This is a genomic window from Mycolicibacterium peregrinum (assembly GCF_001665625.1).
Classification (GTDB): Bacteria; Actinomycetota; Actinomycetes; order Mycobacteriales; family Mycobacteriaceae; genus Mycobacterium; species Mycobacterium peregrinum_B.
On the sequence record NZ_LZSY01000014.1, the window covers coordinates 1 to 25,473 of the forward strand.

The 25,473-nt window shown below is 66.9% G+C and carries 28 protein-coding genes and 1 riboswitch; of the genes, 18 read left to right on the forward strand and 10 right to left on the reverse strand.

What is annotated here, in order from left to right; translation table 11 throughout:
* Window positions 1-103: 103 nt before the first annotated feature.
* Window positions 104-1,423, reverse strand: coding sequence for a protein kinase G-activating protein GlnX (glnX, locus tag A5779_RS01405; RefSeq protein ID WP_064878210.1), 1,320 nt, complete (start codon window positions 1,421-1,423; stop codon window positions 104-106).
* Between the two features lie 132 nt (window positions 1,424-1,555).
* On the opposite strand from glnX, the gene A5779_RS01410 reads away from it, so the two are divergent.
* Window positions 1,556-2,062 (forward strand): NUDIX hydrolase, encoded by a 507-nt coding sequence (locus A5779_RS01410; RefSeq protein ID WP_055110634.1) that lies wholly within the window; start codon window positions 1,556-1,558, stop codon window positions 2,060-2,062.
* Here A5779_RS01410 and thiE read toward each other — a convergent pair.
* Window positions 2,046-2,717 (reverse strand): thiamine phosphate synthase, encoded by a 672-nt coding sequence (gene thiE / locus A5779_RS01415; RefSeq protein ID WP_064878213.1) that lies wholly within the window; start codon window positions 2,715-2,717, stop codon window positions 2,046-2,048. The genes A5779_RS01410 and thiE overlap by 17 nt on opposite strands.
* Window positions 2,718-2,756: 39 nt before the next feature.
* Window positions 2,757-2,871: riboswitch (TPP riboswitch) on the forward strand.
* Between thiE and thiO the strand changes: the two genes are divergently transcribed.
* From thiO to A5779_RS01455, 8 genes are all read left to right on the forward strand, one after another.
* On the forward strand, window positions 2,862-3,878 hold the full coding sequence (thiO, locus tag A5779_RS01420) for a glycine oxidase ThiO (RefSeq protein WP_064878215.1): 1,017 nt from the start codon (window positions 2,862-2,864) through the stop codon (window positions 3,876-3,878). Its footprint overlaps the riboswitch before it by 10 nt.
* Complete coding sequence (thiS, locus tag A5779_RS01425; protein ID WP_055110632.1) at window positions 3,875-4,075, forward strand: sulfur carrier protein ThiS; 201 nt, start codon at window positions 3,875-3,877, stop codon at window positions 4,073-4,075. The genes thiO and thiS overlap by 4 nt, the downstream gene beginning before the upstream one ends.
* Window positions 4,068-4,865, forward strand: coding sequence for a thiazole synthase (gene thiG / locus A5779_RS01430; protein WP_082941474.1), 798 nt, complete (start codon window positions 4,068-4,070; stop codon window positions 4,863-4,865). Before thiS ends, thiG begins: the two co-directional genes overlap by 8 nt.
* Before the next feature lie 80 nt (window positions 4,866-4,945).
* Entirely contained in the window at window positions 4,946-5,716 is a 771-nt protein-coding gene (locus A5779_RS01435; RefSeq protein ID WP_207549010.1) for an SGNH/GDSL hydrolase family protein, read from the forward strand.
* 97 nt (window positions 5,717-5,813) lie between these two features.
* Window positions 5,814-6,113: a WXG100 family type VII secretion target gene (locus A5779_RS01440; protein ID WP_064878217.1), complete on the forward strand. Its 300-nt coding sequence runs from the start codon at window positions 5,814-5,816 to the stop codon at window positions 6,111-6,113.
* A 16-nt stretch (window positions 6,114-6,129) separates the two neighbouring features.
* Window positions 6,130-6,420: a WXG100 family type VII secretion target gene (locus A5779_RS01445; RefSeq protein WP_064878219.1), complete on the forward strand. Its 291-nt coding sequence runs from the start codon at window positions 6,130-6,132 to the stop codon at window positions 6,418-6,420.
* A gap of 47 nt (window positions 6,421-6,467) precedes the next feature.
* The gene (locus A5779_RS01450; protein WP_064878313.1) at window positions 6,468-7,412 is read left to right on the forward strand and encodes an ABC transporter ATP-binding protein; all 945 of its coding nucleotides are present in this window, start codon (window positions 6,468-6,470) and stop codon (window positions 7,410-7,412) included.
* Entirely contained in the window at window positions 7,409-8,167 is a 759-nt protein-coding gene (locus A5779_RS01455) for an ABC transporter permease (protein WP_064878221.1), read from the forward strand. The genes A5779_RS01450 and A5779_RS01455 overlap by 4 nt, the downstream gene beginning before the upstream one ends.
* Window positions 8,168-8,174: 7 nt before the next feature.
* Here the strand turns inward: A5779_RS01455 and A5779_RS01460 are convergent, their stop codons facing one another.
* On the reverse strand, window positions 8,175-8,888 hold the full coding sequence (locus A5779_RS01460) for a slipin family protein (RefSeq protein WP_064878223.1): 714 nt from the start codon (window positions 8,886-8,888) through the stop codon (window positions 8,175-8,177).
* Window positions 8,889-9,227: 339 nt separating this feature from the next.
* On the opposite strand from A5779_RS01460, the gene A5779_RS01465 reads away from it, so the two are divergent.
* The 5 genes from A5779_RS01465 to A5779_RS01485 all read left to right on the forward strand — a co-directional run bounded on the left by A5779_RS01465 (window position 9,228) and on the right by A5779_RS01485 (window position 14,840).
* On the forward strand, window positions 9,228-10,733 hold the full coding sequence (locus tag A5779_RS01465) for a M28 family metallopeptidase (protein ID WP_064878225.1): 1,506 nt from the start codon (window positions 9,228-9,230) through the stop codon (window positions 10,731-10,733).
* Entirely contained in the window at window positions 10,730-12,166 is a 1,437-nt protein-coding gene (locus A5779_RS01470; protein ID WP_064878227.1) for a M28 family metallopeptidase, read from the forward strand. Before A5779_RS01465 ends, A5779_RS01470 begins: the two co-directional genes overlap by 4 nt.
* A gap of 84 nt (window positions 12,167-12,250) precedes the next feature.
* Window positions 12,251-13,318 (forward strand): type III polyketide synthase, encoded by a 1,068-nt coding sequence (locus A5779_RS01475; RefSeq protein WP_236734614.1) that lies wholly within the window; start codon window positions 12,251-12,253, stop codon window positions 13,316-13,318.
* Complete coding sequence (locus tag A5779_RS01480) at window positions 13,318-13,827, forward strand: isoprenylcysteine carboxyl methyltransferase family protein (RefSeq protein WP_064878231.1); 510 nt, start codon at window positions 13,318-13,320, stop codon at window positions 13,825-13,827. The genes A5779_RS01475 and A5779_RS01480 overlap by 1 nt, the downstream gene beginning before the upstream one ends.
* A complete protein-coding gene (locus A5779_RS01485; protein WP_064878233.1) occupies window positions 13,824-14,840 on the forward strand; it encodes an NAD(P)/FAD-dependent oxidoreductase in 1,017 nt (338 codons plus the stop codon). The genes A5779_RS01480 and A5779_RS01485 overlap by 4 nt, the downstream gene beginning before the upstream one ends.
* Here the strand turns inward: A5779_RS01485 and A5779_RS01490 are convergent.
* Complete coding sequence (locus A5779_RS01490; RefSeq protein WP_064878235.1) at window positions 14,821-16,095, reverse strand: uracil-xanthine permease family protein; 1,275 nt, start codon at window positions 16,093-16,095, stop codon at window positions 14,821-14,823. The two genes, A5779_RS01485 and A5779_RS01490, sit on opposite strands and share 20 nt — an antisense overlap.
* A gap of 18 nt (window positions 16,096-16,113) precedes the next feature.
* Here A5779_RS01490 and A5779_RS01495 point away from each other — a divergent pair, with 18 nt between their 5' ends.
* Window positions 16,114-17,796 carry a SulP family inorganic anion transporter gene (locus A5779_RS01495; RefSeq protein WP_064878237.1) on the forward strand — a complete coding sequence of 561 codons (1,683 nt, stop codon included), beginning with the start codon at window positions 16,114-16,116 and terminating at the stop codon, window positions 17,794-17,796.
* Between the two features lie 83 nt (window positions 17,797-17,879).
* Here A5779_RS01495 and A5779_RS01500 read toward each other — a convergent pair whose 3' ends face one another.
* The 3 genes from A5779_RS01500 to A5779_RS01510 are packed head-to-tail and all read right to left on the reverse strand — an operon-like array spanning window position 17,880 to window position 20,265.
* Window positions 17,880-19,097, reverse strand: coding sequence for an APC family permease (locus A5779_RS01500; protein ID WP_064878239.1), 1,218 nt, complete (start codon window positions 19,095-19,097; stop codon window positions 17,880-17,882).
* Window positions 19,098-19,121: 24 nt separating this feature from the next.
* On the reverse strand, window positions 19,122-19,760 hold the full coding sequence (locus A5779_RS01505) for a PaaI family thioesterase (RefSeq protein WP_082941475.1): 639 nt from the start codon (window positions 19,758-19,760) through the stop codon (window positions 19,122-19,124).
* On the reverse strand, window positions 19,729-20,265 hold the full coding sequence (locus A5779_RS01510; RefSeq protein ID WP_207549011.1) for a flavin reductase family protein: 537 nt from the start codon (window positions 20,263-20,265) through the stop codon (window positions 19,729-19,731). Before A5779_RS01510 ends, A5779_RS01505 begins: the two co-directional genes overlap by 32 nt.
* A gap of 125 nt (window positions 20,266-20,390) precedes the next feature.
* Here A5779_RS01510 and A5779_RS01515 point away from each other — a divergent pair, with 125 nt between their 5' ends.
* Window positions 20,391-21,056, forward strand: a complete 666-nt coding sequence (locus A5779_RS01515) for a PadR family transcriptional regulator (protein WP_064878240.1) — start codon at window positions 20,391-20,393, stop codon at window positions 21,054-21,056.
* 26 nt (window positions 21,057-21,082) lie between these two features.
* Here A5779_RS01515 and A5779_RS01520 read toward each other — a convergent pair whose 3' ends face one another.
* Entirely contained in the window at window positions 21,083-22,786 is a 1,704-nt protein-coding gene (locus A5779_RS01520) for a 3-ketosteroid-delta-1-dehydrogenase (RefSeq protein WP_064878242.1), read from the reverse strand.
* Window positions 22,787-22,888: 102 nt separating this feature from the next.
* On the opposite strand from A5779_RS01520, the gene A5779_RS01525 reads away from it, so the two are divergent.
* Both A5779_RS01525 and A5779_RS01530 read left to right on the forward strand, forming a co-directional pair.
* Complete coding sequence (locus A5779_RS01525) at window positions 22,889-24,034, forward strand: 3-ketosteroid-9-alpha-monooxygenase, oxygenase component (protein WP_064878244.1); 1,146 nt, start codon at window positions 22,889-22,891, stop codon at window positions 24,032-24,034.
* 2 nt (window positions 24,035-24,036) lie between these two features.
* Window positions 24,037-24,315, forward strand: a complete 279-nt coding sequence (locus A5779_RS01530) for a hypothetical protein (RefSeq protein ID WP_064878246.1) — start codon at window positions 24,037-24,039, stop codon at window positions 24,313-24,315.
* A gap of 17 nt (window positions 24,316-24,332) precedes the next feature.
* Here A5779_RS01530 and A5779_RS01535 read toward each other — a convergent pair whose 3' ends face one another.
* Together A5779_RS01535 and A5779_RS01540 are read right to left on the reverse strand one after the other, a co-directional pair.
* On the reverse strand, window positions 24,333-24,956 hold the full coding sequence (locus A5779_RS01535; protein WP_131811547.1) for a TetR/AcrR family transcriptional regulator: 624 nt from the start codon (window positions 24,954-24,956) through the stop codon (window positions 24,333-24,335).
* Window positions 24,957-25,015: 59 nt separating this feature from the next.
* The gene (locus A5779_RS01540; protein ID WP_064878319.1) at window positions 25,016-25,459 is read right to left on the reverse strand and encodes a nuclear transport factor 2 family protein; all 444 of its coding nucleotides are present in this window, start codon (window positions 25,457-25,459) and stop codon (window positions 25,016-25,018) included.
* Window positions 25,460-25,473: the final 14 nt, after the last annotated feature.

Genomic DNA, 25,473 nt, shown 5'->3' on the forward strand with positions numbered 1-25,473 from the left:
CTCATCAGCGGCTGTCTCTTCTTCGCGCAAGCGCTCATCAGCGGCTGTCTCTTCTTCGCGCAAGCGCTCATCAGCGGCTGTCTCTTCTTCGCGCAAGCGCTCATCAGCGGTACTCACTCAGCCGGGGCCACAGTCCCAACGCCACCGCCAGCGCCGCGGCCACACTGAGCAGCGCGGCGCCCACCGTCGCACCGGACAGCACCCGGCGGGCATTGGCGATGTCATTGCGCAACTGGCTGCGGCTCTGTTCGATGCCCTTGGACAACACGTCGTCGAGCTTGTCGAAGGCCGACGTGGAATCGTCCTCGCCGGTGCCCAGCGCCACCTGCGTCGCCGCCTGGTAGTTGCCTACCGCGATGTATGCGTTGATCCGGTCATCGGCCGTGCGCCATTTGGTGAGCAGATCTTCGGCACCCGTCAGATCGCTCTTGTCGATGCGGGTGTCACGGGCCAGATATTGGGCGAGCTGCTGCTGCATTGCCTCGATGCGTTGGTAGTAGGACTGCTTACGCAGGTTTTCGTCGCCACGCCGGATCAGCGCCAGTGTCTCGTCGGCCCGGGCCTGCTGGGCGGTGATGGCCAGGTTGGTCACGGTCTTGAGGGATTCGGCGGCCGTGTCCTTGGCGCTGCGGCTGTCCGACGTGGAGATCACCAGCGCCGTCGTGACCCAGATCAGCATGATCAGCACCGCCATCCCGCCGGCCACGAAACCGATGTTGACCCGGCGCCGGGTGCGTCGCGCCAGCCAGCGGTTGGCGAACGCGCCGAACATCAACGTCGCCAGCACCACCAACATCACCGCGGCCGGGATTCGGGTGGAGGCGGTGGTCTCGGCGTCCACCCGGGCCGAGGTCTCCTCGTAAAGGCGTTGCGCGTCGGGCAGGATCTGCGACTGCATCAGCGCCGAGGCTTCCGACAGGTACGAGGAACCCACCGGGTTGCCGGCCCGGTTGTTGGTCCGCGCGGTCTCCACCAGGCCGGTGTAGACCGCCAGCCGGGCGTTGATCCGGCCGAGCAATTGCACCAGCGATTCGTCGGTCAGCCCGCTCGACGCACGGGTGACCGCCACGGACGCATCGGTGATGGCTTGCTCGTAGCGCTGCCGGACGTCGCGGGGCTCGGCGCCGGCGATGAAGGCCGTGGCCGCGGCGGCGTCGGCGACCGACAGTGTGGTGTAGAGCTGGCCCGCCGCGAACGCCAGGGGCTCGGTGTGATCGAGCACGGTGGTCAGCGCCTGCTGGCGGTCGTTGATCGTGGTGGAGGTGGCGAACGCACTGGCGATCACAAGTGCCGACAACACCAGCCCGATGGTCAGGATACGGCCCGGAGTGGTCCATAGAAACCACCACCGCGGGTGGGCAGGCGTGGTCGGCGACCGGGACGCGAGCGGTTCGGTCGAGGGATGTGCCAACTCCACAGTCACCTGCGCACGGACCTCATTTATTTCGGTGCTTACGGCTGTTCCCACACTATAAAAAAATTCTAAGAGCGCCCACTTAGGCTCGCGGAGAAATTGAGGTCCACCGAAACACACGACGTTCCCTAAGCTGTACGCGTGCGTGGCGACGGTGACGGCTGGGTGTTCTCCGACAACGGCGCCCGGTATTGGGGGCGTCACGGTGCCGCCGGGTTACTTTTGCGCGCGCCGTGGCCGGGTGGATCTGCCGCTGTACTGCTGCAACACCGCGCACCGTGGAGTCATCAGGGCGGAACCTGGGCCTTGCCCGGAGGTGCCCGTGACAGTCACGAGACCGCCGAGCAGGCCGCGGTGCGGGAAGCCAACGAGGAAGCCGGCGTGACGGCCGAGCAGCTCACCGTGCGGACCACAGTGGTGACGGCCGAGGTGGCCGGTATCGGTGGCACGCACTGGAGCTACACCACCGTGATCGCCGACGTGCCCGAACCGCTGGAGACCATCCCTAATCGGGAGAGCTCGGAATTGCGTTGGGTGGCCGAGGACGAAGTCGCGGCACTGCCGCTGCATCCCGGGTTCGCCGCCAGCTGGGAGCAGCTGCGGACGGTGACGGCCTCGCTACCGCTTGAGGTCAACCCGCCGCGCTGACAGCCGCTTTCAATTCCTCGGCTGCCGCACGCGGGTCTTCGGCTGCGGTGATCGCGCGGACCACCACGATGCGCCGGGCCCCGGCCGCGAGCACCTCGGGCAGCCGCTGCTGATCGATCCCGCCGATCGCGAACCATGGCTTGGCCGGATTGAGAGCCGCCGTCGAGCGCACCAGGTCCAGTCCCGGCGCGGTCCGGCCCGGCTTGGTGGGAGTCGGCCAGCACGGGCCGACGCAGAAGTAGTCCACCTGCTCATCGATGGCGGCCGCGGCTTGCGCGGCGTCATGGGTGGAGCGGCCGATCACCGGACGGTGCCCGATGATGCCCCGCGCGACGTCCAGCGGCAGATCGTCCTGGCCCAGGTGCAGCACGTCGGCCCCGGCCGCCAGCGCGATATCGGCGCGGTCGTTGACCGCCAGCAGTGCGCCGTGGCGGCGTGCCGCGTCGGCCAGGATCTCCAGCGCCTCGAGTTCGTGGCGGGCCTCCAGCGGGCCGAACTGTTTCTCGCCGGCCGAACCCTTGTCGCGCAGCTGGATCAGGTCCACCCCGCCGGCCAGCGCCGCATCGGCGAATTCGGCCAGGTCACCGCGCTCCCGGCGGGCGTCGGTGCACAGGTAGAGGGAGGCGCGCTGCAATCGGTCGGCGGGTGATTCCACACCGCGACGGTAGCCGGTAGCGCCCGAGTACCCTGGACTGGCAATCAATACGGGAGTCCCGGGGACGCGGGGCTGAGAGTGGGCACACGGACCGGCCCTGACCGTCACACCTGATCCGGGTCATGCCGGCGTAGGGAGCGGAGTATGGCAGCAGGAGGAGCCAGGACACTCGCCGTCATCGGCGGCGGTGTGATCGGTCTGTCGGTCGCACGCCGGGCTGCACTCGACGGTTGGACCGTCCGGCTGCACTGCAGCACCGAGCGCGGGGCCTCGTGGGTGGCCGGCGGCATGCTCGCCCCGCACAGCGAAGGCTGGCCGGGTGAAGAGCAGATGCTGCAGATCGGTCTGGAATCGCTGAAGCTGTGGCACTCGGGATTCCTCGACGGGCTGGCGCCCGAGGTGGTCACCGCGCGGGAGTCGCTGGTGGTCGCGGTCGACCGGGCCGATGTGTCCGATCTGCACACCGTGGCCGAATGGTTGTCGGCCCAGGGGCAGCCGGTCGAGGTGACGACGGCCGCGCGGGACGTGGAACCGCTACTGGCACAGGGCATCCGGCACGGGTTCCGGGCCACCACCGAACTTGCGGTGGACAATCGAGCCGTCGTCGACGGGCTGGCCGCACACTGCGAGCGGCTGGCGGTGCGGTGGGCCGGGCCCGTCGAGAACCTGGACGACGTCGAGGGGGACGTCCGGGTGATCGCCAATGGGATCGACTCCCCGAAGCTCCTGCCCGGGCTGCCGGTGCGGCCGGTGAAGGGGGAGGTGCTGCGGCTGCGGTGGCGCAAGGGCTGTATGCCGGTGCCGCAGCGGGTGATCCGGGCTCGCGTGCACGGCCGGCCCGTGTACCTGGTGCCGCGCCCCGACGGCGTGGTGGTCGGTGCGACCCAGTACGAGCATGGTCGCGACACCGCGCCGGTGGTCAGCGGCGTGCGCGACCTTCTCGAGGACGCCTGCGCGGTGGTGCCCGCGCTCGGCGAGTACGAGCTGGCCGAGACCGCGGCGGGGCTGCGGCCGATGACACCGGACGGGTTGCCGATCGTCGAACGGGTCGACGAGCGCACGCTGGTGGCCGTCGGGCACGGCCGGAACGGATTTCTGTTGGCGCCGTGGACCGCTGAGCGGATCGCGGCTGAACTCGAGATGAGTGTGGGAGCGAAATGATCACCATCACGGTCAACAACGAGACCCTTGAGGTGGACGAGCAGACCACCATCGAAGGGTTGCTGGAAACCCGGGGCTTCCCGGACAAGGGCATAGCTGTCGCGCTCGACTGGACGGTTTTGCCGCGGGCGGAATGGGACCGGACACTGGCCGACGGCGCCCGGGTGGAGGTTGTGACGGCGGTGCAGGGTGGCTGACTCCGCGCAGGCGGCGGGCAGGAGCGCAGCGACCGGGGAATCAAAACTCAGCATCGGCGGCCGGGAGTTCGGCTCCCGGCTGATCATGGGTACCGGCGGCGCGCCGAATCTGGCTGTGCTGGAAGAGGCCCTGGTCGCCTCGGGGACAGAGTTGACGACCGTGGCCATGCGACGGGTGGACGCCGCGGGGGGAACCGGTGTGCTGGACCTGCTCAACCGGCTGGGCATCGCGGCGCTGCCCAACACCGCGGGTTGTCGCGGCGCGGCCGAGGCGGTGCTCACGGCGCAGTTGGCCCGTGAGGCGCTTGGCACCGACCTGGTCAAGCTCGAAGTCATCGCCGACGAACGCACACTGCTTCCCGACGCCATCGAATTGGTCAAGGCCGCAGAACAATTGGTAGACGACGGGTTCATCGTCCTGCCCTACACCAACGACGACCCGGTGCTGGCCCGCCGGCTGGAGGACACCGGGTGTGCCGCGGTGATGCCGCTCGGCTCGCCGATCGGCACCGGCCTGGGCATCTCCAACCCGCACAACATCGAGATGATCGTCGAGCAGGCGGGGGTGCCGGTGGTGCTGGACGCGGGCATCGGCACGGCATCGGATGCGGCGCTGGCGATGGAATTGGGTTGTGACGCCGTGCTGTTGGCCACGGCCGTCACCCGGGCTTCCGATCCGCCGACCATGGCCGCGGCGATGTCGGCCGCCGTCACCGCCGGATATCTGGCGCGTCAGGCGGGCCGTATCCCGAAGCGTTTCTGGGCGCAGGCGTCGAGCCCCGCGTTGTAACTCGGCGTTGACTCTGCGGTGATGGCATTGTCTACTCGCACTTTTGCGCCGTGGACGCAGAGTCAACAGGAGGGATCGCTGTGAGCCGCTATGTGGCCCTGGGCAGTTCGATGGCTGCCGGGCCGGGGATCAAGCCATCGGCAGAAGGCGCGCCGTGGCAGGCGGGCCGCTCGGCACGCAATTACCCGCACCTGGTGGCGGCCGAACTCGGGCTCGACCTGGTGGACGTGACCTATTCGGGCGCCACCACCGCGCATGTGCTGCGCGATCGGCAGAACGGTGCGCCGCCGCAGATCGAGGCACTCGACGGATCCGAGGCGCTGGTCACGATCACCATCGGGGGCAACGACGCCGGCTATGTGCCCCAGCTGATGGCCGCTGCGTTGCCGCGTTTCACCCGGTCCCTGCCCCTGGTGGGGCCGCAGCTTCGCGGCCTGCTCGACCCCGACGCGCGGGAAACCGCGTTGACCGATGTGGCCGATCCTCTCGTGACGGTGGGGCGTGAGGTACGCCGGCGAGCGCCGCAGGCCCAGGTGTTGTTCGTGGACTACCTGACCATGCTGCCGCCGGAAGGTGTCGCTGCGCCGCCGTTGTCGCTGACCGATGCGGCGCTGGGGCGGCACGTCGCGGCCACGCTGGAACGGCTCACCGGAGAGGCTGCCGCCGAGACGGGCTGCGGGTGGGTGCGCGCCGCGCAGGCGAGCCTGACGCACCATGCCTGGTCGGCCCAGCCCTGGACCACCCGGCCGGGGCTGCCCTGGCCGTGCCGGCCCGCGCCGCTGCATCCCAACGCCGCAGGCATGCGCGCGGTTGCCGATCTGGTCGTGGCGCAGGCCGGATGTGACGCCTGAATTCGTGCCTTCGGGGCTGATGGCGGCGTGTAACAATCTTCTCGACGCTTCTCAATGGAGATGACCGCCGCTTCTGGCTTGGATAGAGGGAGGTGCCATGGCCCTCGGGTTGAATGGTGACGAGCTTCGGAAGAAGTCTGCCCAACTGTCGAAATTCGCAGCCGATCGCGCCCAGCACGAGCGCCGGGTGGCTGAGATCGCGGGTGAGCTCACCGCGACCTGGACGGGAACGTCGGGGTCGGCTGTCCAGACCGCACTCTCGAACTACCTCACCCAGGCGTCCGATGTCCGACGGGAAGAGGTCGACATGTCGCACCTCCTCAGCGAAGCGATTGCGGCGTATGAGGGGACCGACAGTGATGCTGCCGGCTCGCTGGCCCAGTCCATGAACATTTGAGACAGAAGGTTTGCGGATGAGCACCGATATCACCGTCCAGTTCGAGCGATCGCGGCAACTGGCCGCCGAGCTGGATGCCGAGGCCGCCAAGGTCAAGCAGATCCTGGAAGAAGAGACCGCGCTGATGGCCGACATCGGGGGGATGTGGAGCGGCACGGCGTCGGAACAGTTCAATCAGCAGTATCGCGAGTGGAACAAGGAAGCCGACGAAGAGGCGCAGGCGCTGGACCAGCTGTGTGCCGCGGTTCACGCCGGCATCGACACCCTCAACACCACCGAGTCCGATGTGGCGGGAATGTTCACCTGATCTGAACCTGAGCAGTCAGAACGACACCGCCTGCAATGATGGCGGTGATGATCGAACTGACCGGGCTGACAAAGCTCTACGGCACCCACCGCGCTGTCGACGATCTGACGTGCACCGTCGAACCAGGCGTCGTCACCGGCTTCCTCGGACCCAACGGCGCGGGCAAGACCACCACGATGCGGCTGATTCTCGGGCTGGACCATCCCAGTGCCGGGACCGCGACCATCGATGGCAAGCACTACCGGGAACTGCGTGACCCGCTGCGCACGGTCGGCGCCCTGCTCGACGCGCGGCAGGCCCATCCGAACCGCACGGCCCGCAACCACCTGCGCTGGATCGCCGCGGCCAACCGGATTCCGGCGACCCGGGTGGACGAGGTGCTCGAGACGGTCGGGCTGACGGCGGCAGGAGACCGCAACGCCGGGGCGCTGTCGTTGGGCATGAGCCAGCGGTTGGGGATCGCCGCCGCGCTGCTGGGCGACCCGCCGGTGCTGCTGTTCGACGAACCGGTCAACGGCCTGGATCCTGAGGGCATCCACTGGGTGCGCACCCTGATGCGCGAGCTGGCCGCCGAGGGGCGCACCGTGTTCGTGTCCAGCCACCTGCTGGCCGAGATGTCCAACACCGCAGACCGCTTGGTGGTGATCGGCCAGGGCAAGTTGATCGCCTCGACCACCGTGAGCGAGTTCGTCAGCGGCACATCCGCCGACACCGTGCGGGTTCGCAGCCCTCAGCTGGAGATGCTGCGCGAGGTTCTCACCGGCGCCGGGTTCGAGGTGGAGGCCGCCGCCGACGGTGATGCGCTGGCAGTGCACGGCGCGGCCATCGAGGTGATCGGCGACCTGGCCGCGCGCAACGCGATCGCCCTGCACGAGCTGAGCCAGCGGCAGGCCTCGCTGGAGGAGGCGTATCTGAAACTGACCGATGATGCCGTCGACTACCGGGCTGGTGTTGTGATGAGCGCTCGCGCGAAGAACCGAGAAGCACGATGAGCGCGCTGGCCGCGCTCGACGCCGAGCGCATCAAGCTGTCCACGACCCGCTCCCCACTGTGGTCGGTGGTCGGTGTCGCGGTGCTGAGTCTGGGGTTGGCCGCCATGCAGGGCATGACGGTGAACCACTACACCGGGCTGCCCCCGTCCAAGGCGGCACTGGGTGTCGCGGTGTTCGGGGTTCCGGTCCTGATGGTGCTGTCCTCGATGACGATGACCGGGGAGTACCGCAGCGGACTGATCCGCACCACGTTGCTGGCCACCCCGAACCGCACGCAGGTGCTCACCGCGAAAGCGGTGGTGTGCGCGGCGTTCTCCTCGGTGTGTGCGGTGATCATGGTGCTGGCCTCGGTACTGGTGGCCCGGATGGTCGCCGACCCGGTGGTGGGTACGCAGCTGTCCATGGCCAACCCGGCGACCTGGCGGGTGGCCGGCGGGTTCGCGTTGTACGCCGCGCTTGCCGCGGTGCTCGGGGTGGCAGTCGGGGCGCTGGTGCGATTCGCGGCCGGTGCGGTGGCGGTCCTGCTGCTGTGGCCGTTGGTGGCCGAGCCCCTGCTCGGCAACATGCCCAACACCGGCCCCAAAATCGGGCCGTGGCTGCCGTTCGCCAACATGTTTTCGTTCCTGCACGTGGAGTGGCTGTTCCCGACGTACTTCACGACGTGGGGCGAGCTGGGCTCGCTGTTCTACTTCATGGGGTGGGTGGCGGTGGCGTTTGTCGCCGCGGCGGTGGTACTGAACAGGCGGGACGCCTGACCCGGAATTACTCCGGGTCAGGCGCCTCACCGCGGGTAACCGCATCGGTGCTTCCCGTGTCGCTACCGAGGGCCAGCACCACCTTCGACCCGTACGGCACGCGCTGGACCAGCTGCAGCTGCGCCAGGGCCGGGTGAGCGTCCAGCAGCTTGCCGGCGTTGGCCAGCGCGCGCAGCGCTGCGGTCTCGGCACGGGCCGCTTCGAGCTTCGCCGCGCCGTTAGCCTTGGCCGTCACCAGCTGCATCGCCGCGGCACGGATCTCGGCCGGGATGATCACATCCTTGACGAACGCCTCGATCACCTCGACCCCGGTGCGGGCACCGGCCGCCCGCGCCGCCGCAGCGATCGCCCCGGCGTCGATGCGGTTGCCGCGCTGCATCACCTCGTCGGCGGTCACCGCGGCAACGAGGTCCCGCAGGGCGATCTGCGCGGCCAGGTACACCGCGGCCATCGGATCGGCCGCGGCCTCCACGTAGGCGACGGCGTCGCTCACCTTGAACTGCAGTGCGACGGTGATCCGCAGCGTCACCGCATCCGAGGTCAGCACCTCCTGCGGAGCCAGCGTGAGCACCTGCTCACGCATCTCGACACGCACCACCGAGGCCGCCACATCAATGCGGTGGCGCCCCGGTTGCAGGACACGACCCAGCGTGCCGTCGCGGTATTCCAGTGCGCACTGGCCTGCGGAAACGGTGATTCGGTTGAACGTGAAGATACCCATGTCGTGTCCTCCTTCCGGTGTATGTGTCTGCGCGGCAAAGGGATACCGCCGCCGGACGTGATCGGTGACGGGGCGTCGCACCCCCGTACCGGCGGGTGCGGGCCACAAGGTCGCTGATCGCGTGGGACCCGGCGGCGGTATCGGGGATTTGTAGGAGAGGATTCGAACCTCAGGCCCTTTACCTGTGCCATGACGCCGCCGGCAACACGCAGAAACGTTGCGGTACTCCGCTCGGCCTGCTTCCCTGTCGGCGTCGGGGAACACGATGCCACCACAGCAAATCGCCAGGCAACCGATTTATCGGTCTGGCAGTTCGGGACAGCAGCTACCGTGGGTGCAATGCGACGTACTTCGACGGGGGCAGTTCTCGGCGCGCTGGCGCTGACCATGGGGCTCGCCGGCTGTGATGCAAAGACCGAACTGCAGACCGACGGGCAGGCGTCCCGGGAGTCGTCATCGTCGGCGGTGGTGTTCGCCGACCAGTTGCGTGCGCAGGTGTCGTCCGACGCGATGATGGGGCATCTGGGCAAGCTTCAGGAGATTGCCAACGCGCACGATGGCAACCGCGCGCTGGGCACCGCGGGATACGACGCGAGCGTGGACTACGTCGCCGGCGCGCTGCGCGACAAGGGATTTGACGTGGAGACGCCGGAGTTCGAGGTGAAGCTCCCGTTCGCCGAGGACCCGCAGGTGACCGTCGGTGGCCAGCCCGTCACCGCCAAGCCGCTGGAGTTCACCATCGGCACGGCCCAGGAAGGGGTGTCCGCACCGCTGGTGCCTGCCAAGGTGGAGGACACGCCGGGATGCGAGGCCGCCGACTACGACGGTCTACCCGTTGCCGGTGCGGTCGTGCTGGTCGACCGTGGCTCGTGCCCGTTCGCCGACAAGCAGGCCGCGGCCGCCGAGCGCGGCGCCGTCGCGATGATCGTCGTCAACACCAACAACGAGGAGAAGATGGGCGGCACGCTGGGCCGCAACACCGACGTGAAGATCCCGGTCGTCAGCGTGACCAAGGACGAAGGCGCCCGGTTGCGCAACGCGCCCGGCCCCACCACGATCAAGCTCGTGGCCGGGGTGCGCGTCGAGCACACCCGCAACATCATCGCCCAGACCAAGACGGGATCGACCTCCGACGTGGTCATGGTCGGGGCGCATCTCGACAGCGTGCCGGAGGGCCCCGGGATCAACGACAACGGTTCCGGCGTGGCCGCCGTACTGGAAACCGCTCTGCAGTTGGGCGATTCGCCCGAGGTGGCCAATGCCGTGCGGTTCGGCTTCTGGGGAGCCGAGGAGGAAGGTTTGCTCGGCTCGACCAACTACGTCCAGTCCCTCGACACCGAAGCGCTCAAGGACATTGCCATGTACCTGAACTTCGACATGCTCGGCTCACCTAACGCGGGCTACTTCACCTACGACGGTGACCAGTCCGCACCGCTGGACGAGCAGGGCCGTCCGCGTGTTCCCGAGGGCTCGGCGGGTATCGAGCGCACGCTGTCGACTTACCTGAAAGAGGCGGGAAAGACGCCGCGCGACACCAGTTTTGACGGCCGGTCGGACTACGACGGGTTCACCATGGCCGGGGTTCCTGCAGGTGGGTTGTTCTCGGGTGCCGAGGACAAGATGAACGCCGAGGAGGCGAAACTGTGGGCCGGTGAGGCGGATAAACCGTTCGACCCGAACTATCACAAGAGCACCGATACCCTTGACCACGTGAACCGGGATGCTCTGCAGATACATGGTGAGGGAGTCGCATTTGCTGTCGGGCTGTATGCCCAAGATCAGCGGGGCCGCAACGGTTTACCGGTCCGCGCAGACCGCACGCGCCACCAGATCACCGCGCAGTGAGGGCGCGTCGACTCGCTGCTCTACTGCTCGGTGCCGCGCTTGCGGGTTGCTCGGCCCAGTCGGTGCCGACGCCGGTCGAGCCCCAGGACCTGGCGGGCAAGATCACCGTCGACGCCATGTTCACCCATCTGCGCAAGTTGCAGGAGATCGCCGACAGTCATGACGGCAACCGGGCGGTCGGCAGCTCCGGATACGACGCGAGCGTCGACTACGTGGCACAGCTGCTGCGGGACAAGGGTTTCGACGTGCAGACACCCGAGTTCGAGCGGATGGGTTCGATGCGCGGGGGTAAGCCGGAGCTGAGCGTGTCCGGGCGCAGCTACCCGGTGGACCAGGCGTCGATGCTGGTGATGACGGAACCGGGCGGGCTCACTGCGCCTACGTTGCACCCGGTCAAACCCTCGGGATGTACGGCAGCCGACTACGGCTCGGTCAACATCAAGGGCGCCATTGCGGTCGTGGACGACACCGGCTGTTCTGTTGTGGTCAAACAGAACACCGCGTTGGACAAGGGTGCGGTGGGATTGCTGGTGGTCAACCGTGGGCGCCAGCCCGCTCCGGGTGGGTTGTTCAGCACTGGCTACTACCGGCACCTCACCGTGCCGGTCGGCGTCATCGACGAAACCGCAGATGCGGCACTGCTGGGCACCAGCGCCCCGGTTCGACTGACCCTCGACGGCAAAGCCGACATGGTCAAGTCTCGCAACGTGACCGCGCAGACGAAGACCGGTTCGGCGTCGGACGTGGTGCTCGTCGGCGCACACCTGGACAGTGTGGGTGGCGGCCCCGGTATCAACGACAACGGGTCCGGCGTGGCAGCCGTGCTGGAAACCGCGCTGCAGCTGGGTAGTTCGCCGGCGGCGACCAATGCGGTGCGGTTCGCGTTCTGGGGTGCCGAGGAGATGGGGCTGGAAGGGTCGACGCAGTACGTGCGCAACCTGCCGCTGGACCAACTTGACGACCTCGCGCTATACCTGAACTTCGACATGGTCGGCTCGCCCAACGCGGGGTTCTTCACCTACGACGGCGACCAGTCCGGCCAGGCCACCGATCCCAAGCCGATTCCCGAGGGCTCGGCCGGGATCGAACGGACCATGGCGGGATATCTCAACCTTGCCGGGGTGCGGCCCGCGGACATGCCGATCGGCATCAACTCCGACTACCATCCGCTGCTGCAGGCCGGGGTGCCGATCGGTGGCACGACGACCGGATCGTCGCAGCGCAAGACCGAGGTGCAGGCCCGGTTGTGGGGTGGGCGAGCCGGGGTGGCCTTCGATCCGAACTATCACACGCGCCGAGACACCATCGACAACGTCGATGCACGCGCGCTGGGGATCATGGGATCGGCGATCGCATTCACCGTCGGCACGTACGCCCGGTCCATCGAGGGCCCCAATGGTGTACCCGCGCGTGACAAGCGTCATCGCGGTTGATCCGTGAGCTGATTCACAGGCAGGTCGTTTGAACCGCAGCGGGTAGGCCCCCGTTGTACGGGTATGGGAATTAACGTCGCGAGAATGCCCAGCCACAGCACCATTGCCGGTGTCCACGCTGTACTGCCCCCGCACCGATATACCCAGGACGAGGTCACCAGCGCGCTGCTGGACATTCCCGGATATGCCGAATCCGAGGACGTGGTGCGCGCGCTGCACAAGAGCGCGAAAGTGAACAGCAGGTATCTGGTCCTGCCACTCGAGGAATACGCCCGGCTCGATGATTTCGGTGAGAGCAACAGCTTGTTCATCGAACACGCAACCGAACTGGGCTGCGCCGCACTGTCCGGCGCGCTCGACGATGCGGGTTTGCGCCCGCAGGATGTGGACCTGATCGTCACCACCACTGTCACCGGCGCCGTGGTCCCTTCACTGGACGCCAGGATCGCCGGGCGCCTCGGCCTGCGGCCGGATGTGCGCCGCATCCCGATCTTCGGGCTGGGTTGTGTGGCCGGCGCCGCAGGCATCGCCCGGCTCAACGACTATCTGCGCGGTGCGCCCGACAAGGTGGCGGTCCTGGTGTCGGTGGAATTGTGTTCGCTGACGCGCAAACACAATCCCTCCATGCCGACGCTGGTGGCCGGCGCGCTGTTCGGTGACGGTGCTGCCGCGGTGGTCGCGGTCGGCGAGGAACGGGCCAGGAAGCTGAACCCGACCGGGCCCGATGTGCTGGATTCCCGTAGCCATCTCTACCCGGATTCGTTGCACGCCATGGGCTGGGACATCGGTTCCGACGGTTTCGAGATCGTGCTCAGTGCGGAGGTGCCGAGCTTCGTGGGCCGTTACCTCGGAGACGATGTCGCCGGGTTCCTCGGGGACCACGGCCTTTCCGTCGACGACGTATCCGCCTGGGTGAGTCATCCGGGTGGACCGAAGGTGATCGAGGCGATCATCGAAACCCTCGGATTACCTGAGGATGCACTGGATCTCACCTGGCAGTCTCTCGCCGACGTCGGCAATCTGTCGTCGTCCTCGGTGCTGCACGTCCTGCGCGACACCATCCGCAAACGGCCGGAGTCGGATACGCCCGGGGTGATGATGGCCATGGGCCCGGGTTTCTGCTCCGAACTCGTCCTGCTGCGCTGGCGCTGATGACGGCCAAGAGATTCACCGCGCTGATCGTCCTCGTCGCCGCCGAGCGGGTACTCGAGCTGGTCGTGTCGAAACGCAACCTGAAGTGGAGTATCGCCCAGGGTGGCAAGGAATTCGGGGCCGGGCACTATCCGGTGATGGTAGCGCTGCACAGCGCCCTGCTGGTGGGCGCGGTGGCGGAGGCCCGCAGGCGTAGGTCGTCGCCCATATTCGGCCGGATCATGGTGGGGGTCGTACTCGCCGCTCAGGCGCTGCGCTGGTGGTGTATCACCACGCTGGGCAGGCAGTGGAACACCAGGGTCGTGGTCGTACCCCGCGCCACGCGCGTCGTCGACGGTCCGTACCGGTTGATTCCGCACCCGAACTATGTCGCGGTCGTCACGGAAGGAGTCGCGTTGCCGTTGGCCGGCGGAGCGTGGCTCACCGCTCTGGTGTTCACCGTGGCCAACGCTGCGCTGTTGCGAACCCGCATCCGGGTGGAAAACGAAGCGTTGCAAGGCTTGACGTGATTGATCTGCTCGTCGCAGGTGGCGGCCCGGCCGGGCTGGCCACAGCGGTGCACGCGGCGCGCGCCGGGCTGGAGACCGTGGTGGTGGAACGCCGGCAGGGCCCGATCGACAAGGCCTGCGGCGAGGGACTGATGCCGCACTCGGTCCGGCAGTTGCAGCGCCTGGGCGCTGAGGTAGACGGACGGGCCTTTCGGGGCATCCGTTACCTGGACGGGCGGCGCACCGCCGAGGCCAGGTTCCGCGACGGATCCGGCTACGGCGTGCGTCGCACGGTGCTGCACGCCGCACTGTCGGACGCGGCGTCGACAGCTGGGGTCCGGGTGGTCCACGGTGAGGTGGGTGCGGTCACCCAGGACTCGAACTCGGTGAGCGCAGCCGGTTTTCGAGCCCGCTACCTGGCTGCCGCTGACGGTCTGCACTCGCCGATCCGCCGCTCGCTGGGGCTCAGCGGTGGGGAAGGCAGGCGGCGGCGCTGGGGGATTCGGCGTCACGTCCAGATTGCCCCGTGGTCGGATTGCGTCGAAGTGTACTGGGGACCCGACGCCGAGGCGTATGTGACCCCCGTCGGCGAGAACTGCGTCGGGATCGCGATCCTGACGTCCGAGCGCGGCGGCTTCGAGCAGCACCTGGCGGCGTTTCCGATGCTGGTCGAGCGGATCAACGGCCTTGAGCACGGCCAGGATCGGGCCGCCGGGCCATTGCGGCAGAAGGTTCGCAACCGCAGTGCGGGGCGGGTGTTGCTGGTCGGGGACGCGGCGGGCTACGTCGACGCGCTGACCGGGGAGGGGATGGGCCTGGCGTTCGGCGCCGCCGAACTCCTGGTGGGTTGTGTGCGGGCCGATCGGCCCGGTGACTACGACCGGCAGTGGCGCGTGCTGACCCGCCGCTACCGGTTGCTCACCGCAGCCCTGCTGCACGGCAGCGGTTTCGGTCCGGTGCGGGCCTGCATCACCCCGGCGTCGGCGGCGCTACCGTCGGTGTTCGCCCGGGTGGTCAACGCGCTCGGTGAGTAGGTTGTGCCAAGTTGCCGAGGTACTCCAGCAGTCGCATGCCGTGGAACACCAGCAGCGCGGCGATGGATCCCAGCGCGATCCCGGTGAAGGTCAGTGAGCCGAGTTGCCAAGTGAAGTCGGCGATCCCGATGATCAGTGGGATCGCCGCGGTCATCTGGTTGACCGGTTTGGAGAAGTCCACGTGATTGGTCAGCCAGATCCGCACGCCCAGGATGCCGACCAGACCGTAGAGCACGATCGTCGCCCCGCCCAGCACGCCCGGCGGGATGGCCGAGATCGCCGCTCCGACCTTGGGGCACAACGACAATGCGATCGCCACCGCCGCTGCGACCCAGTAGGCGGCGGTCGAGTAGACCCGGGTGGCCGCCATCACGCCGATGTTCTCGGCGTAGGTGGTGGTGGCCGAACCGCCGCCGGCGCCGGCCAGTACGGTGGCCACCCCGTCGGCGGCCAGCGCACGGCCGATCATCGGATCGAGGTCGGTGCCGGTCATCTGGCCCACCGATTTGACGTGCCCGATGTTCTCGGCGACCAATGCGATCACCGCGGGCAGGAACAGCGGCAGTACCGCCAGGCTGAACTCCGGCGTGTGGAACTCGGGCAACCCGATCCACGGCGCCGCCGCGATCGCCGCGGTGTCCACGTCGCCGAGGACCAGCGCCAGCAGGTACCCGATCACGACGGCGCCGAAGATCGCCAGCCTGCCGATCAGCCCCTTGAAGAAAGCCAGCGTGGCGACCAGCAACACCAACGTCACCAACCCGACCAGCGGGCCCTTCTCGAAATTCGCCTTGGCCGCCGGGGCCAGGTTGAAGCCGATCAGCGCGACGATCGCGCCGGTCACCACCGGCGGCAAGGTCAGGTCGATCCACCGGGTTCCGATCAGGTGCACCACTGCGCCGATGAGGATCAGCAGCACCCCGACGGCGATCAAACCGCCCAGCGCGCTGCCGGTTCCGTGCGCTGCCACGGCGGCGGTGACCGGGGCGATCACCGAGAAACTCGACCCCAGATAGCTCGGCAACCGGTTGCCGGTGATGAGCAGAAACAGGATGGTCCCGACCCCGGAGAACAGCAGGGTGGTGGCCGGCGGAAAGCCGGTGAGCACCGGCACCAGAAACGTGGCACCGAACATGGCCACCACATGCTGGGCACCGATACCGATGGTGCTGGCCCAATCGAGCCGTTCCCCGGGGTTGACGACGAAGTCGTCGTCGGTGCGGGTCTCGACGTATTTCCAACTCAGCGGAATCACGAGTGTTGACTGAACACCATGAGCGGTCGTCGCGCATCCCAAACGTGGCTCCCGGGACTGGAGCAGTTCACCGGCTACCAGCGGTCCTGGCTGCGTGGTGACGTCCTGGCCGGGGTGACGGTCGCGGCGTACCTGGTGCCGCAGGTGATGGCCTACGCGACGGTGGCCGGCCTGCCGCCGGTCGCGGGGTTGTGGGCCGCCCTGGTCCCCATGGCGGTCTATGCGCTGCTGGGTTCGTCACGGCAACTGTCGGTCGGGCCGGAATCCACCACGGCCCTGATGACGGCCACTGCACTGGCCCCGCTGGCCATCGGCGACCCGGCGCGCTACGCGGCGATGTCAGCGGTGCTGGCACTGCTGGTGGGAGCGATCTGCTTGACGGCCGGTCTGTGTCGGCTCGGGTTCCTGGCCGACCTGCTGTCGCGCCCGGTCCTGATCGGCTACATGACCGGGGTGGCGGTCATCATGATCAGCGGCCAGTTGGGGAAGGTCACCGGTGAGGATGTCACCGGTGACGAGTTCATCGACCAGGTCCGCTCTTTCATCAAGGAACTGCCGTCGCTGCATGTGCCGACGGTGATCTTGTCGGCCACGGTTCTGGCGCTGTTACTGGTGCTGTACCGGCTCTCGCCGCGGTTTCCCGGCCCGCTGGTGGCGGTACTGGCCGCCACGGCGGCGGTGTGGCTGTTCTCCCTGGACGACAAAGGAATCCGAGTGGTCGGTGGTATTCCGGCCGGGTTGCCGAGTCCGGCCCTTCCGCCGGTCCCGTTGACCGAACTGCTGGCCCTGGTGATCCCGGCGGTCGGTATTGCGGTTGTCGCGTTCTCCGACAACGCCCTGACTGCGCGCACCTTCGCCGCGCGCAAGGGTCAGACCATCGACGCCAACGCCGAACTGCGGGCGCTGGGAGTGTGCAACCTGACAGCCGGTGTCACACAGGGCTTTCCGGTCAGCTCCAGCGGTAGCCGTACCGCACTTGGAGACGCTGTGGGCAGCCGCACCCAGTTGTACTCGCTGGTGATGCTGGCCACGGTTCTTGTGGTCATGCTGGCTGGACGTGATCTGCTGGAACACTTCCCGATGGCCGCGCTGGGGGCACTTGTGGTCTACGCCGCGCTGCGCCTGATCGATGTGGCCGAGTTCCGGCGGCTCGCACGCTTCCGGCGCAGCGAGCTGGTCCTCGCCGTGGCCACCACGGTCGCGGTGCTGGGTCTCGGCGTCCTCTACGGGGTGCTGGTGGCTATCGCACTGTCCCTCATGGACGCGTTGCGTCGGATCGCTCGCCCACATGACAGCATCCTCGGCTATGTCCCGGGCATCGCGGGAATGCACGACGTCGATGACTATCCGGAGGCCGTGTCAGTTCCGGGATTGGTCGTCTACCGCTACGACGCCCCGCTGTTCTTCGCCAACGCCGAGGATTTCCGTGAGCGCGCATTGGCGGCAGTAGCGGAGGCCCACGACCCGGTGGAGTGGTTCGTGCTGAACGCGGAAGCGCAGGTGGATCCCGACCTGACCGCTGTCGATGCGTTGGAGCAGTTGCGGCGTGAGCTGACCGCGCAGGGCGTCGTGTTCGCGATGGCCCGGGTCAAGTCGGATCTGCGCGACGACCTGGTGGCGGCGGGCTTCCTCGACCGCGTAGGTGCCGACCGGATTTTCCCCACCCTGCCGACCGCGGTGGAGGCGTTCCGCAACCGTTAGGCGTCCTGCGGTTCGTAGCCGAGCGGCCACTTGTGTCACGCTGTTCGTGAAAGTCCGTGTCTTAACTGGCCACTCGGCGCCGGTCAGCGCCGGCGCACGCCATAAATCACCGCACCGAGCGCCACCACGGCCAGCCCGGTGAGCACCGACGTCAGAGGCAGAGAAAAGGCCAGCACCAGGCAGCCGGCCAGGCCGAGCGCCGGAATGACCCTCCGGCCCAGAGTCCAGGCGGCGGCATTCGCGATCGCGTAGTACAGCAGCACCGCGAACGACGAAAACCCTATCGCCCCACGCAGATCCACCACGGCGGCCATGATGGCCACGACAATGCCGACCAGCACCTCGGCCCGGTGGGGCACAGCGAACCGCGGGTGGACGGCGGCCAATGCGTGCGGCAGGTGATGGTCGCGAGCCATCGCCAGCGTCGTGCGCGACACCCCGAGGATCAGGGCCAGTAGCGAGCCCAGCGCCGCGACCGCAGCTCCGGCCCGCACCACGGGTTGCCACTGCGGGGCGCCTGCCGCGGCCACCGCATCGGCCAGCGGTGCGGGTGCGGATGCCAGGCCCGAACTGCCCAGGACCGACAGCGCCGCGACGGCCACCACCGCGTAGATCACCAGCGCGATACCGAGTGCGATCGGAATCGCGCGCGGGATGGTGCGCGCCGGGTCCCGGACTTCTTCACCCAGCGTGGCGATCCGGGCGTAACCGGCGAATGCGAAGAACAACAGGCCCGCGGCCTGGAGTGCACCGCGGGCGCCGACATCGTCACCGATATCCAGTCGGGAGAGGTCGGTGCTGCCGGAACCCGCGATGATCACCACGACCGCGGCCAGGACCGCCAGCACGCACGCGACGATGATCCGGGTGAGCAAGGCCGACTTCTGGATACCGGTGTAGTTCACGACCGTCAACGCCACGACGGCGGCCACCGCCACGGCATGCGCCCATTGGGGCCAGACGTAGAGTCCGACCGTCAAAGCCATCGCCGCACACGACGCGGTCTTGCCGACGATGAAACTCCACCCGGCCGTGTAACCCCAGAACTCGCCGAGACGTTCGCGCCCGTAGACGTAGGTGCCGCCGGACTGCGGGTAGAGCGCGGCCAACCTAGCCGAGGACGTCGCGTTGCAGTAGGCGACGACGGCGGCGACGGCGAGGCCGATGAGCAGTCCGCTGCCGGCCGCGGCTGCTGCCGGGGCCAGGGCGGCGAAAATGCCCGCACCCACCATGGAGCCCAGGCCGATCACGACAGCGTCGGTGGTCCCGAGCCTGCGCTGCAGCCCGCCGGGCGTGGTCACCCCGCGATAGTAGTGCCGTGACTGCTATCCGGCAGGTCGGCGTGGATGAAAGAAGACACCTTCAGCGCGGACCGTGATGCCGTCCGAGGTGGCGAGGTGGCCGACGGCAAAAGTCTTGACTCCCTCTACCCGGTCGATGTGCGCCTCGGCGCGAACAGGTCCGAGCCGGGTCCCGGCTTCGTAGCGGAGGGTGAGTGTGCCGGTCACCGCAGGCCGCCCCGGCTGGTGCGCGGTTGCGCCGAGGACGTGGTCGAGCAGCAGCGCGCAGATTCCCCCGTGCACGTGGCCGGCGGGCCCTTCGTAGGCTGCGCCGAGCGTCACCTCCGCCCACACTCGGCCGTCGGGTTCATGGTGGACCGCCAACGGTGGAGCCAAGGCATTGCGGAGCCCGATGACGGCGTTCCCCCACGCCAGTGACTGGCCGTCGACTGCCTGTTGGACGCCGAACGAACCAGGGATCAGCGACTGGCTGAGTTCGCCTGCTGCCGCATCGATCTTCGCTTTGGCGGACAGGAGGGTGTCGAGATCGGCTTGACTTCGGATGGTCGCATCGACGAGTCGGCGGACGGAATCGGTGATGGACGCGTAAAGCGCTTCTGGGACATCGGTTTCGCTGTGTATGGACAATCCCTCACTCCGTCGTGGAATCGAGTCGCCGGTCATCGAAGCCACCGTAATCGCCGCGGTAGAACAACAATGGCTGGCCGTCGTGGGCGCTCAACGAGGTGACGTGGGCGACGACGATGGTGTGGTCGCCCGCGCCGTGCTCGTACTCGAGGTCGGCTTCGATGGTGGCCAATGTGCCGTGTAGGCGCGGGGCGCCATTGTTGGCCGGGCTCCATCGGACTCCGGCGAACTTGTCCGCGCTGCTACGTGCGAACTGGGCGCATACCGCTTGCTGATGGTCGGCCAGGATGTTGATACACATCCGGCCGGAAGCTCGGATCAGCGGCCACGTCGAGGAGGATCGTGACGGGCAGAACGACACATAGGGCGGCTCCAGCGACACTGATGTAACCGATTGACAGGTGAAACCCAGCGGTCGCTGCCCGTCGTGGCCGGTGATGACAGCGATGCCGGTGCAGAAGTGGCCGAGCACCGCCCGCATGTCCTGAGGACCGGGTGGTTGGGGTGGGCTGCCCAGTGTCGCAGTGCTGTCGAGTCCCATCGCTGCGTCTCCCTCATCTCGTGTCGTCAACCAGATTCGTCGAGACATGGACCGTGGGCAACGGCGTCTCCCGGTCAGCGGTTCGGCCGGACAAGTGTCGTGACCTCGATTGTTACCCTTGCACCATGGAAGAATCCGAGCAGGCAGCCAAGCCGGCGCTCGCCGCCACCAGCTGGGCGCTGCTCGGGTTGCTGTCGTATGAGCAAGAACTCTCCGGCTACGACATCCGCAAATGGCTCCACTGGAGCATGCGCTATTACTACGGCAGTCCGGCTTACAGCCAGATCTACTCCGATCTGAAGAAGCTCGAAAAGATGGGTTACCTGACCTCGCGGGTGGACGGGACCGGCACGCGAAACCGCCGGCTCTACAAGATCACCGAATCCGGTCTGGATGCCGTCACGCAGTGGGCCAGGAAGACACCGCCGGATCCGCCGTCGTTGAAGCACCCGGCGCTCATGCGGGTGACGATGGGTCACCTGAGTGACCCCGCCACGCTGAAGCAGATGCTGCAGGAGCATCTTGCCTACGTGGATGGGATGCAACGAGATGCCGCCAAGGAGGCCCGTTGGTCCGGAGCCGACCCAGCGTGGGCATATGCCAAGATCGCGTTGGATTGGGCGGATCGCTACTACGCGTCCGAGCGGGAACTCACCCTGCAGCTGATCAAAGATCTCGACGAAGCCGAAGCCAAATTCCCGAAAGTCGGTGAAGGCGCGAAGATACCGTGGCCAGATCCCGCCTACTGGTACGAAATCGAACGGAAAGCCGACGCCGAAGACGCCGACTGACTCTGTCCTTTGGTATTTCGGGCCGGTTATCTTCCGGCAGCGTCGAGTGCGGCGATATAGCCATAGACCAATCCCTGTGCGATGGTCGCCCCGGCACCGGGATAGGTGTGGCCGAAGGCGTTGGCGGCGGTGTTGCCGATCGCATACAGCCCGTCGATGACGGTGCCGTCCTCGCGAAGCACGTGGGCGTGGGCGTCGGCTCGCAGACCGCCGCACGTACCCAGGTCGCTCAGCACCATCTTTACCGCGTAGAACGGGCCTTTGACCAGCGGGCGCAGGTTGGGGTTCGGTGTGACCGTGGGGTCGCCGTAGTAACGGTCGTAGGCGCTGCGGCCGCGTTCGAAGTCGGGATCCTCACCGGCGAACGAGTTCTCGTTGAATCGCCTGACGGTGGCCGAGAAGCTGTCCTGCGGCACCCGCATCTTGGCTGCCAGCTCGGTGAAATTGTCTGCCTTGACCGCGATTCCGGCGTCATACCAGGTCTGTGGGATCGGCATGCGTGGAAACAGTTCGGCGGCAAAGACGTAGCTGTTGCGGTACTGCTGGTCGAAGACGATCCACATGTCTTCGACCGGCGTACCGGCTTTTTCGAGCTCCAGGATGCGTTGCCCGAAGCTCATGTAGTCGGCCGATTCGTTGGCGAACCGATGACCGTCCTGGTCGACGATGAACGATCCGGGCAGCGATCGTTCGGCGAGCATCACCGCTGGGGCGGCGCCCGGCAGTGGGGCGACGGCGGGAAACCACCAGGATTGATCCATCAAAGTGATGTCGGCACCGACATCCTGGCCCAATCGGATGGCGTCGCCGGTGTTGGATTCTGCACCCAGGCTGAGATTGCTTCCCAGAGACTCGGATTGGAACTTGTGGCGCATGTCCATGTGGTGATCGAAGCCGCCGGCCGCGAGCACGACACCGCGCCGCGCGGTGACGGTGAACGTCTTGTCGCCATGCTCGACGACGGCGCCGGTGACTCGGCCTCCGTCGGTGACCAGCTCGGTCAGTGAGGTGTCGAGCCAGATCGGGATGCCGGCACGAATTGCTCCGGCGAACAGGCCCGCGGCCAGCGCCTGGCCGCCGGCGGCGTAGCGCCTGCCGAGCGCGAGCCCGCCGATGCCCTGGGCAAGTCGTTTGGCGATGGTGGGCAGCCCTTTTCGTGGCACCCGGCTCATCAGGTTCAGCCAGCGGTAGTCGGCACCTGTGGTCGGCATCGGAATCTTGACTTCCATGACACCGGGCCGCAGGTCGGCCAGGTATTCGCCGAGCACAGCCGTGTTGAACGGGCGACATTCACAAGTGCGCCCTGCCGCCGATCCACCGGGTGCCTCGGGGTGATAGTCGGAGTACTCCTTGGCCCAGAACAGCTTCATGGGCGTGGTTCGGCGCAACATTTCGACCGTTGCCGGCAGGTTGTCGAGGTATGCGGCGGAACGCTCCGGTGGCGCGGAATCCCCGACGACCGATTCCAGGTACGTGTGTGCCCGAGACACGGGGTCGTTGCCGCCGCAGTCCTCGATCACCGGGCTCGACGGCAACCAGAGCGCACCACCGGATCGGGCCGTCGAGCCGCCGACGTAGGACGACTTCTCGACGACGAGAACGGACAACCCCTGCTCGCGGGCTGCCAGGGCGGCGGCGAGGCCGGTACCGGATCCGACGACGAGAAGGTCTACGTCGGTGGCGGCAACGGGCAGCCCGGCGGGAATGGTCTTGTGGGTGGTGACGGTCACGACCGAAGACGATAGGGCGATAACCGGCAAAGTTGATTCTGGTCTCCTGTTGAGCGGAACACTGACCTTCCCGCCGGTGCGTCATCGCAGTTCAATGGGGCCATGACGACGCACGCAGATACCGACGAAATTCGGTTGATCGAGGCCGGTTCGGTACCCACCAGATTCGCCCGCGGCTGGCACTGCCTGGGGCTGGTCCGCGAATTCGGTGATGGAAAGCCTCACCAGATCAACGCCTTCGGGCAGAAGCTGGTGGTGTTCCGGGGGGAGGACGGCGCCATCAACGTGCTCGACGGGTACTGCCGGCATATGGGCGGGGACCTCTCGCAGGGGACGGTGAAGGGCAACGAGATCGCTTGCCCGTTCCACGATTGGCGCTGGGGCGGCGACGGCCGCTGCAAGATGGTGCCCTACAGCAAGCGCACCCCCCGATTGGCGAGGACCGCGGCCTGGCCCACGATGGAGCAGGACGGCATGCTGTTCGTCTGGAATGACCCCGAGCGCAAGCCGCCGCCGGCGGATATGACTATTCCGCGCATCGAGGGGGCCACCAGCGATGGGTGGACCGAATGGCACTGGTACACGACGGTCGTCAACACAAACTGCCGCGAGATCATCGACAACGTCGTCGACATGGCGCATTTCTTCTACATCCACGGTTCGCTTCCCACGCATTTCAAGAACATTTTCGAAGGCCAAGTCGCGACTCAGTACATGAAGAGTGCAGGCCGGCCGGATATCGGCGATCCCGAGGGGTCCAAGCTGCTCGGCACCACCTCGCTGGCCGCCTACCATGGCCCGTCGTTCATGATCGATGATCTGACCTATCACTACCAGGAGTTCGACCAGCGCACGGTCTTGATCAACTGCCACTACCCGATCGACGCCAATTCTTTTGTGCTGCAGTACGGCATCGTGGTGGAAAAGAATGCTGCCATGCCGGAGGAACTCGCCATGGAGACCGCCATCGCACTCGGCGACTTCGTCAAGATGGGATTCGAGCAGGACGTCGAGATCTGGCGCAACAAGACCCGGATCGACAATCCGCTGCTCGTGGAAGAGGACGGGCCGGTGTACCAGCTGCGGCGCTGGTATGAGCAGTTCTATGTCGATGCGGCGGACGTCGCGCCGGACATGGTGGACCGCTTCGAATTCGAGCTGGACACCACCCGGCCGTATGAGGCTTGGATGAGGGAAGTCGAAGCCAATCTCGCTGCCCGCGCCGCCACCTCCGGGTCCGTGGGGTGAAGATGGCTGTCCGCCCGGACAATCGTCTCGACGACGCGCCGATGACGCCGGTGACGTGCGCGCGCTGTGGCGCCGGTGTCGAGGTGCGCAAGAGCAGCTGGAACCAGACCAGCGTTCAGTGGACCGGTACTGCCCTGGCCCGCTGCGAAGAGCGTTGCACAGCGGCACAGTTGGTCGGCGACGGTGGGCACGGTTTGTTCCTTGCCTGCTCGGCTTTGGGTGTTTCCATAGTCGACGCAGTGAGTTCGGGAGCGTTGAGGGTCGTCGACGAGACGTCGTGAAGCCGGGAGACCGTCGGCTACCCCTTCAGGAGGCCGACGGTACGGGCGATCCGTTCTGACAGTTCCGCCACCGCGATGCGCTGCTGAGCGAATGCTGCGACATTGGACATCCAGACGTCGGAGAGGATTTCGGCAGCGCCGATCTCTCTCGTCGCCGAATTTTCGCCTCCGACGGCACGAACAAAGATCCGAACGGTCTGCCGTCGCACCAGGTCGGCCTGGGTCGCAGCAGCGCCGTCGGCATAGAGGTACGGGCGAATCATGGCTTCGGCAAATTGTGGTGACGAGCAGAGCCTGCCGGTGAGTGCCTGGGAGACCTGCAGCAGACGTTGAAACGGATCCGTGTCGCTGGTGCCGCAACGATACTCAGTTTCGAAATCCCACAGCCATTCGTAAAAACATGCGAGCAGCAGGTCGTCCTTCGATGGGAAGTATTGGTACACAGTGCTGGCCGACATGCCCGCCATCGCGGCGACTGTACGGATCTGGCATGCGTCGTAGCCCTGGAGAGCCAGTGACGTCGCGGCATTGACGATCCGCTCGCGACGCGCCATCCGGCGCGCAGTGAGTTCTGTTGTCCCCGAGTATGATTCGCGAGCCATCAGGCACGTCGTCTCCACATTCAACTCAGATGACCTCACGATGACAACACTAGGTTCGCCTCAGCTGTTTGAGCACCCGTGCTCTCGCTGACCGGGCACTAGCTACCAAAGATTTCCAGCGGACCCACATACGCACGGTTGGCCTTGATGCGCTCGGTGATACGCCAACGACCATCGCTGTCCAGCCGCCAGGTGTCGTGGTAGTCGCCCAGCGTGTAGAAGCGGGTCGACGGGTCGCCGGCCGCATTCAGGTGAACGTCGCGGATGTAGGCCTTGCTCGTGGCGGTGTCGTCGACGACATCGATGATGATGTTTCCCAACAGATGTTGGGTGGGGCCACAATTGTCGAGGAACCCGCGAATCATGTCGACGATCGCGGCAACGCCCACCAGGCGTCCGGTGCCGAAATCTCCTTCGACATCGTCGGCCAGGATCGCGGCCATCGCCGCCCAGTCACGGTTGTCCATGGCGCGGGCGAACAGATTCAGCGCCCGTTCGATGTCTCGCTCATCGCGCAGCACCCTCAGGGCGACTGAATCCATGCCCACATTCCCTC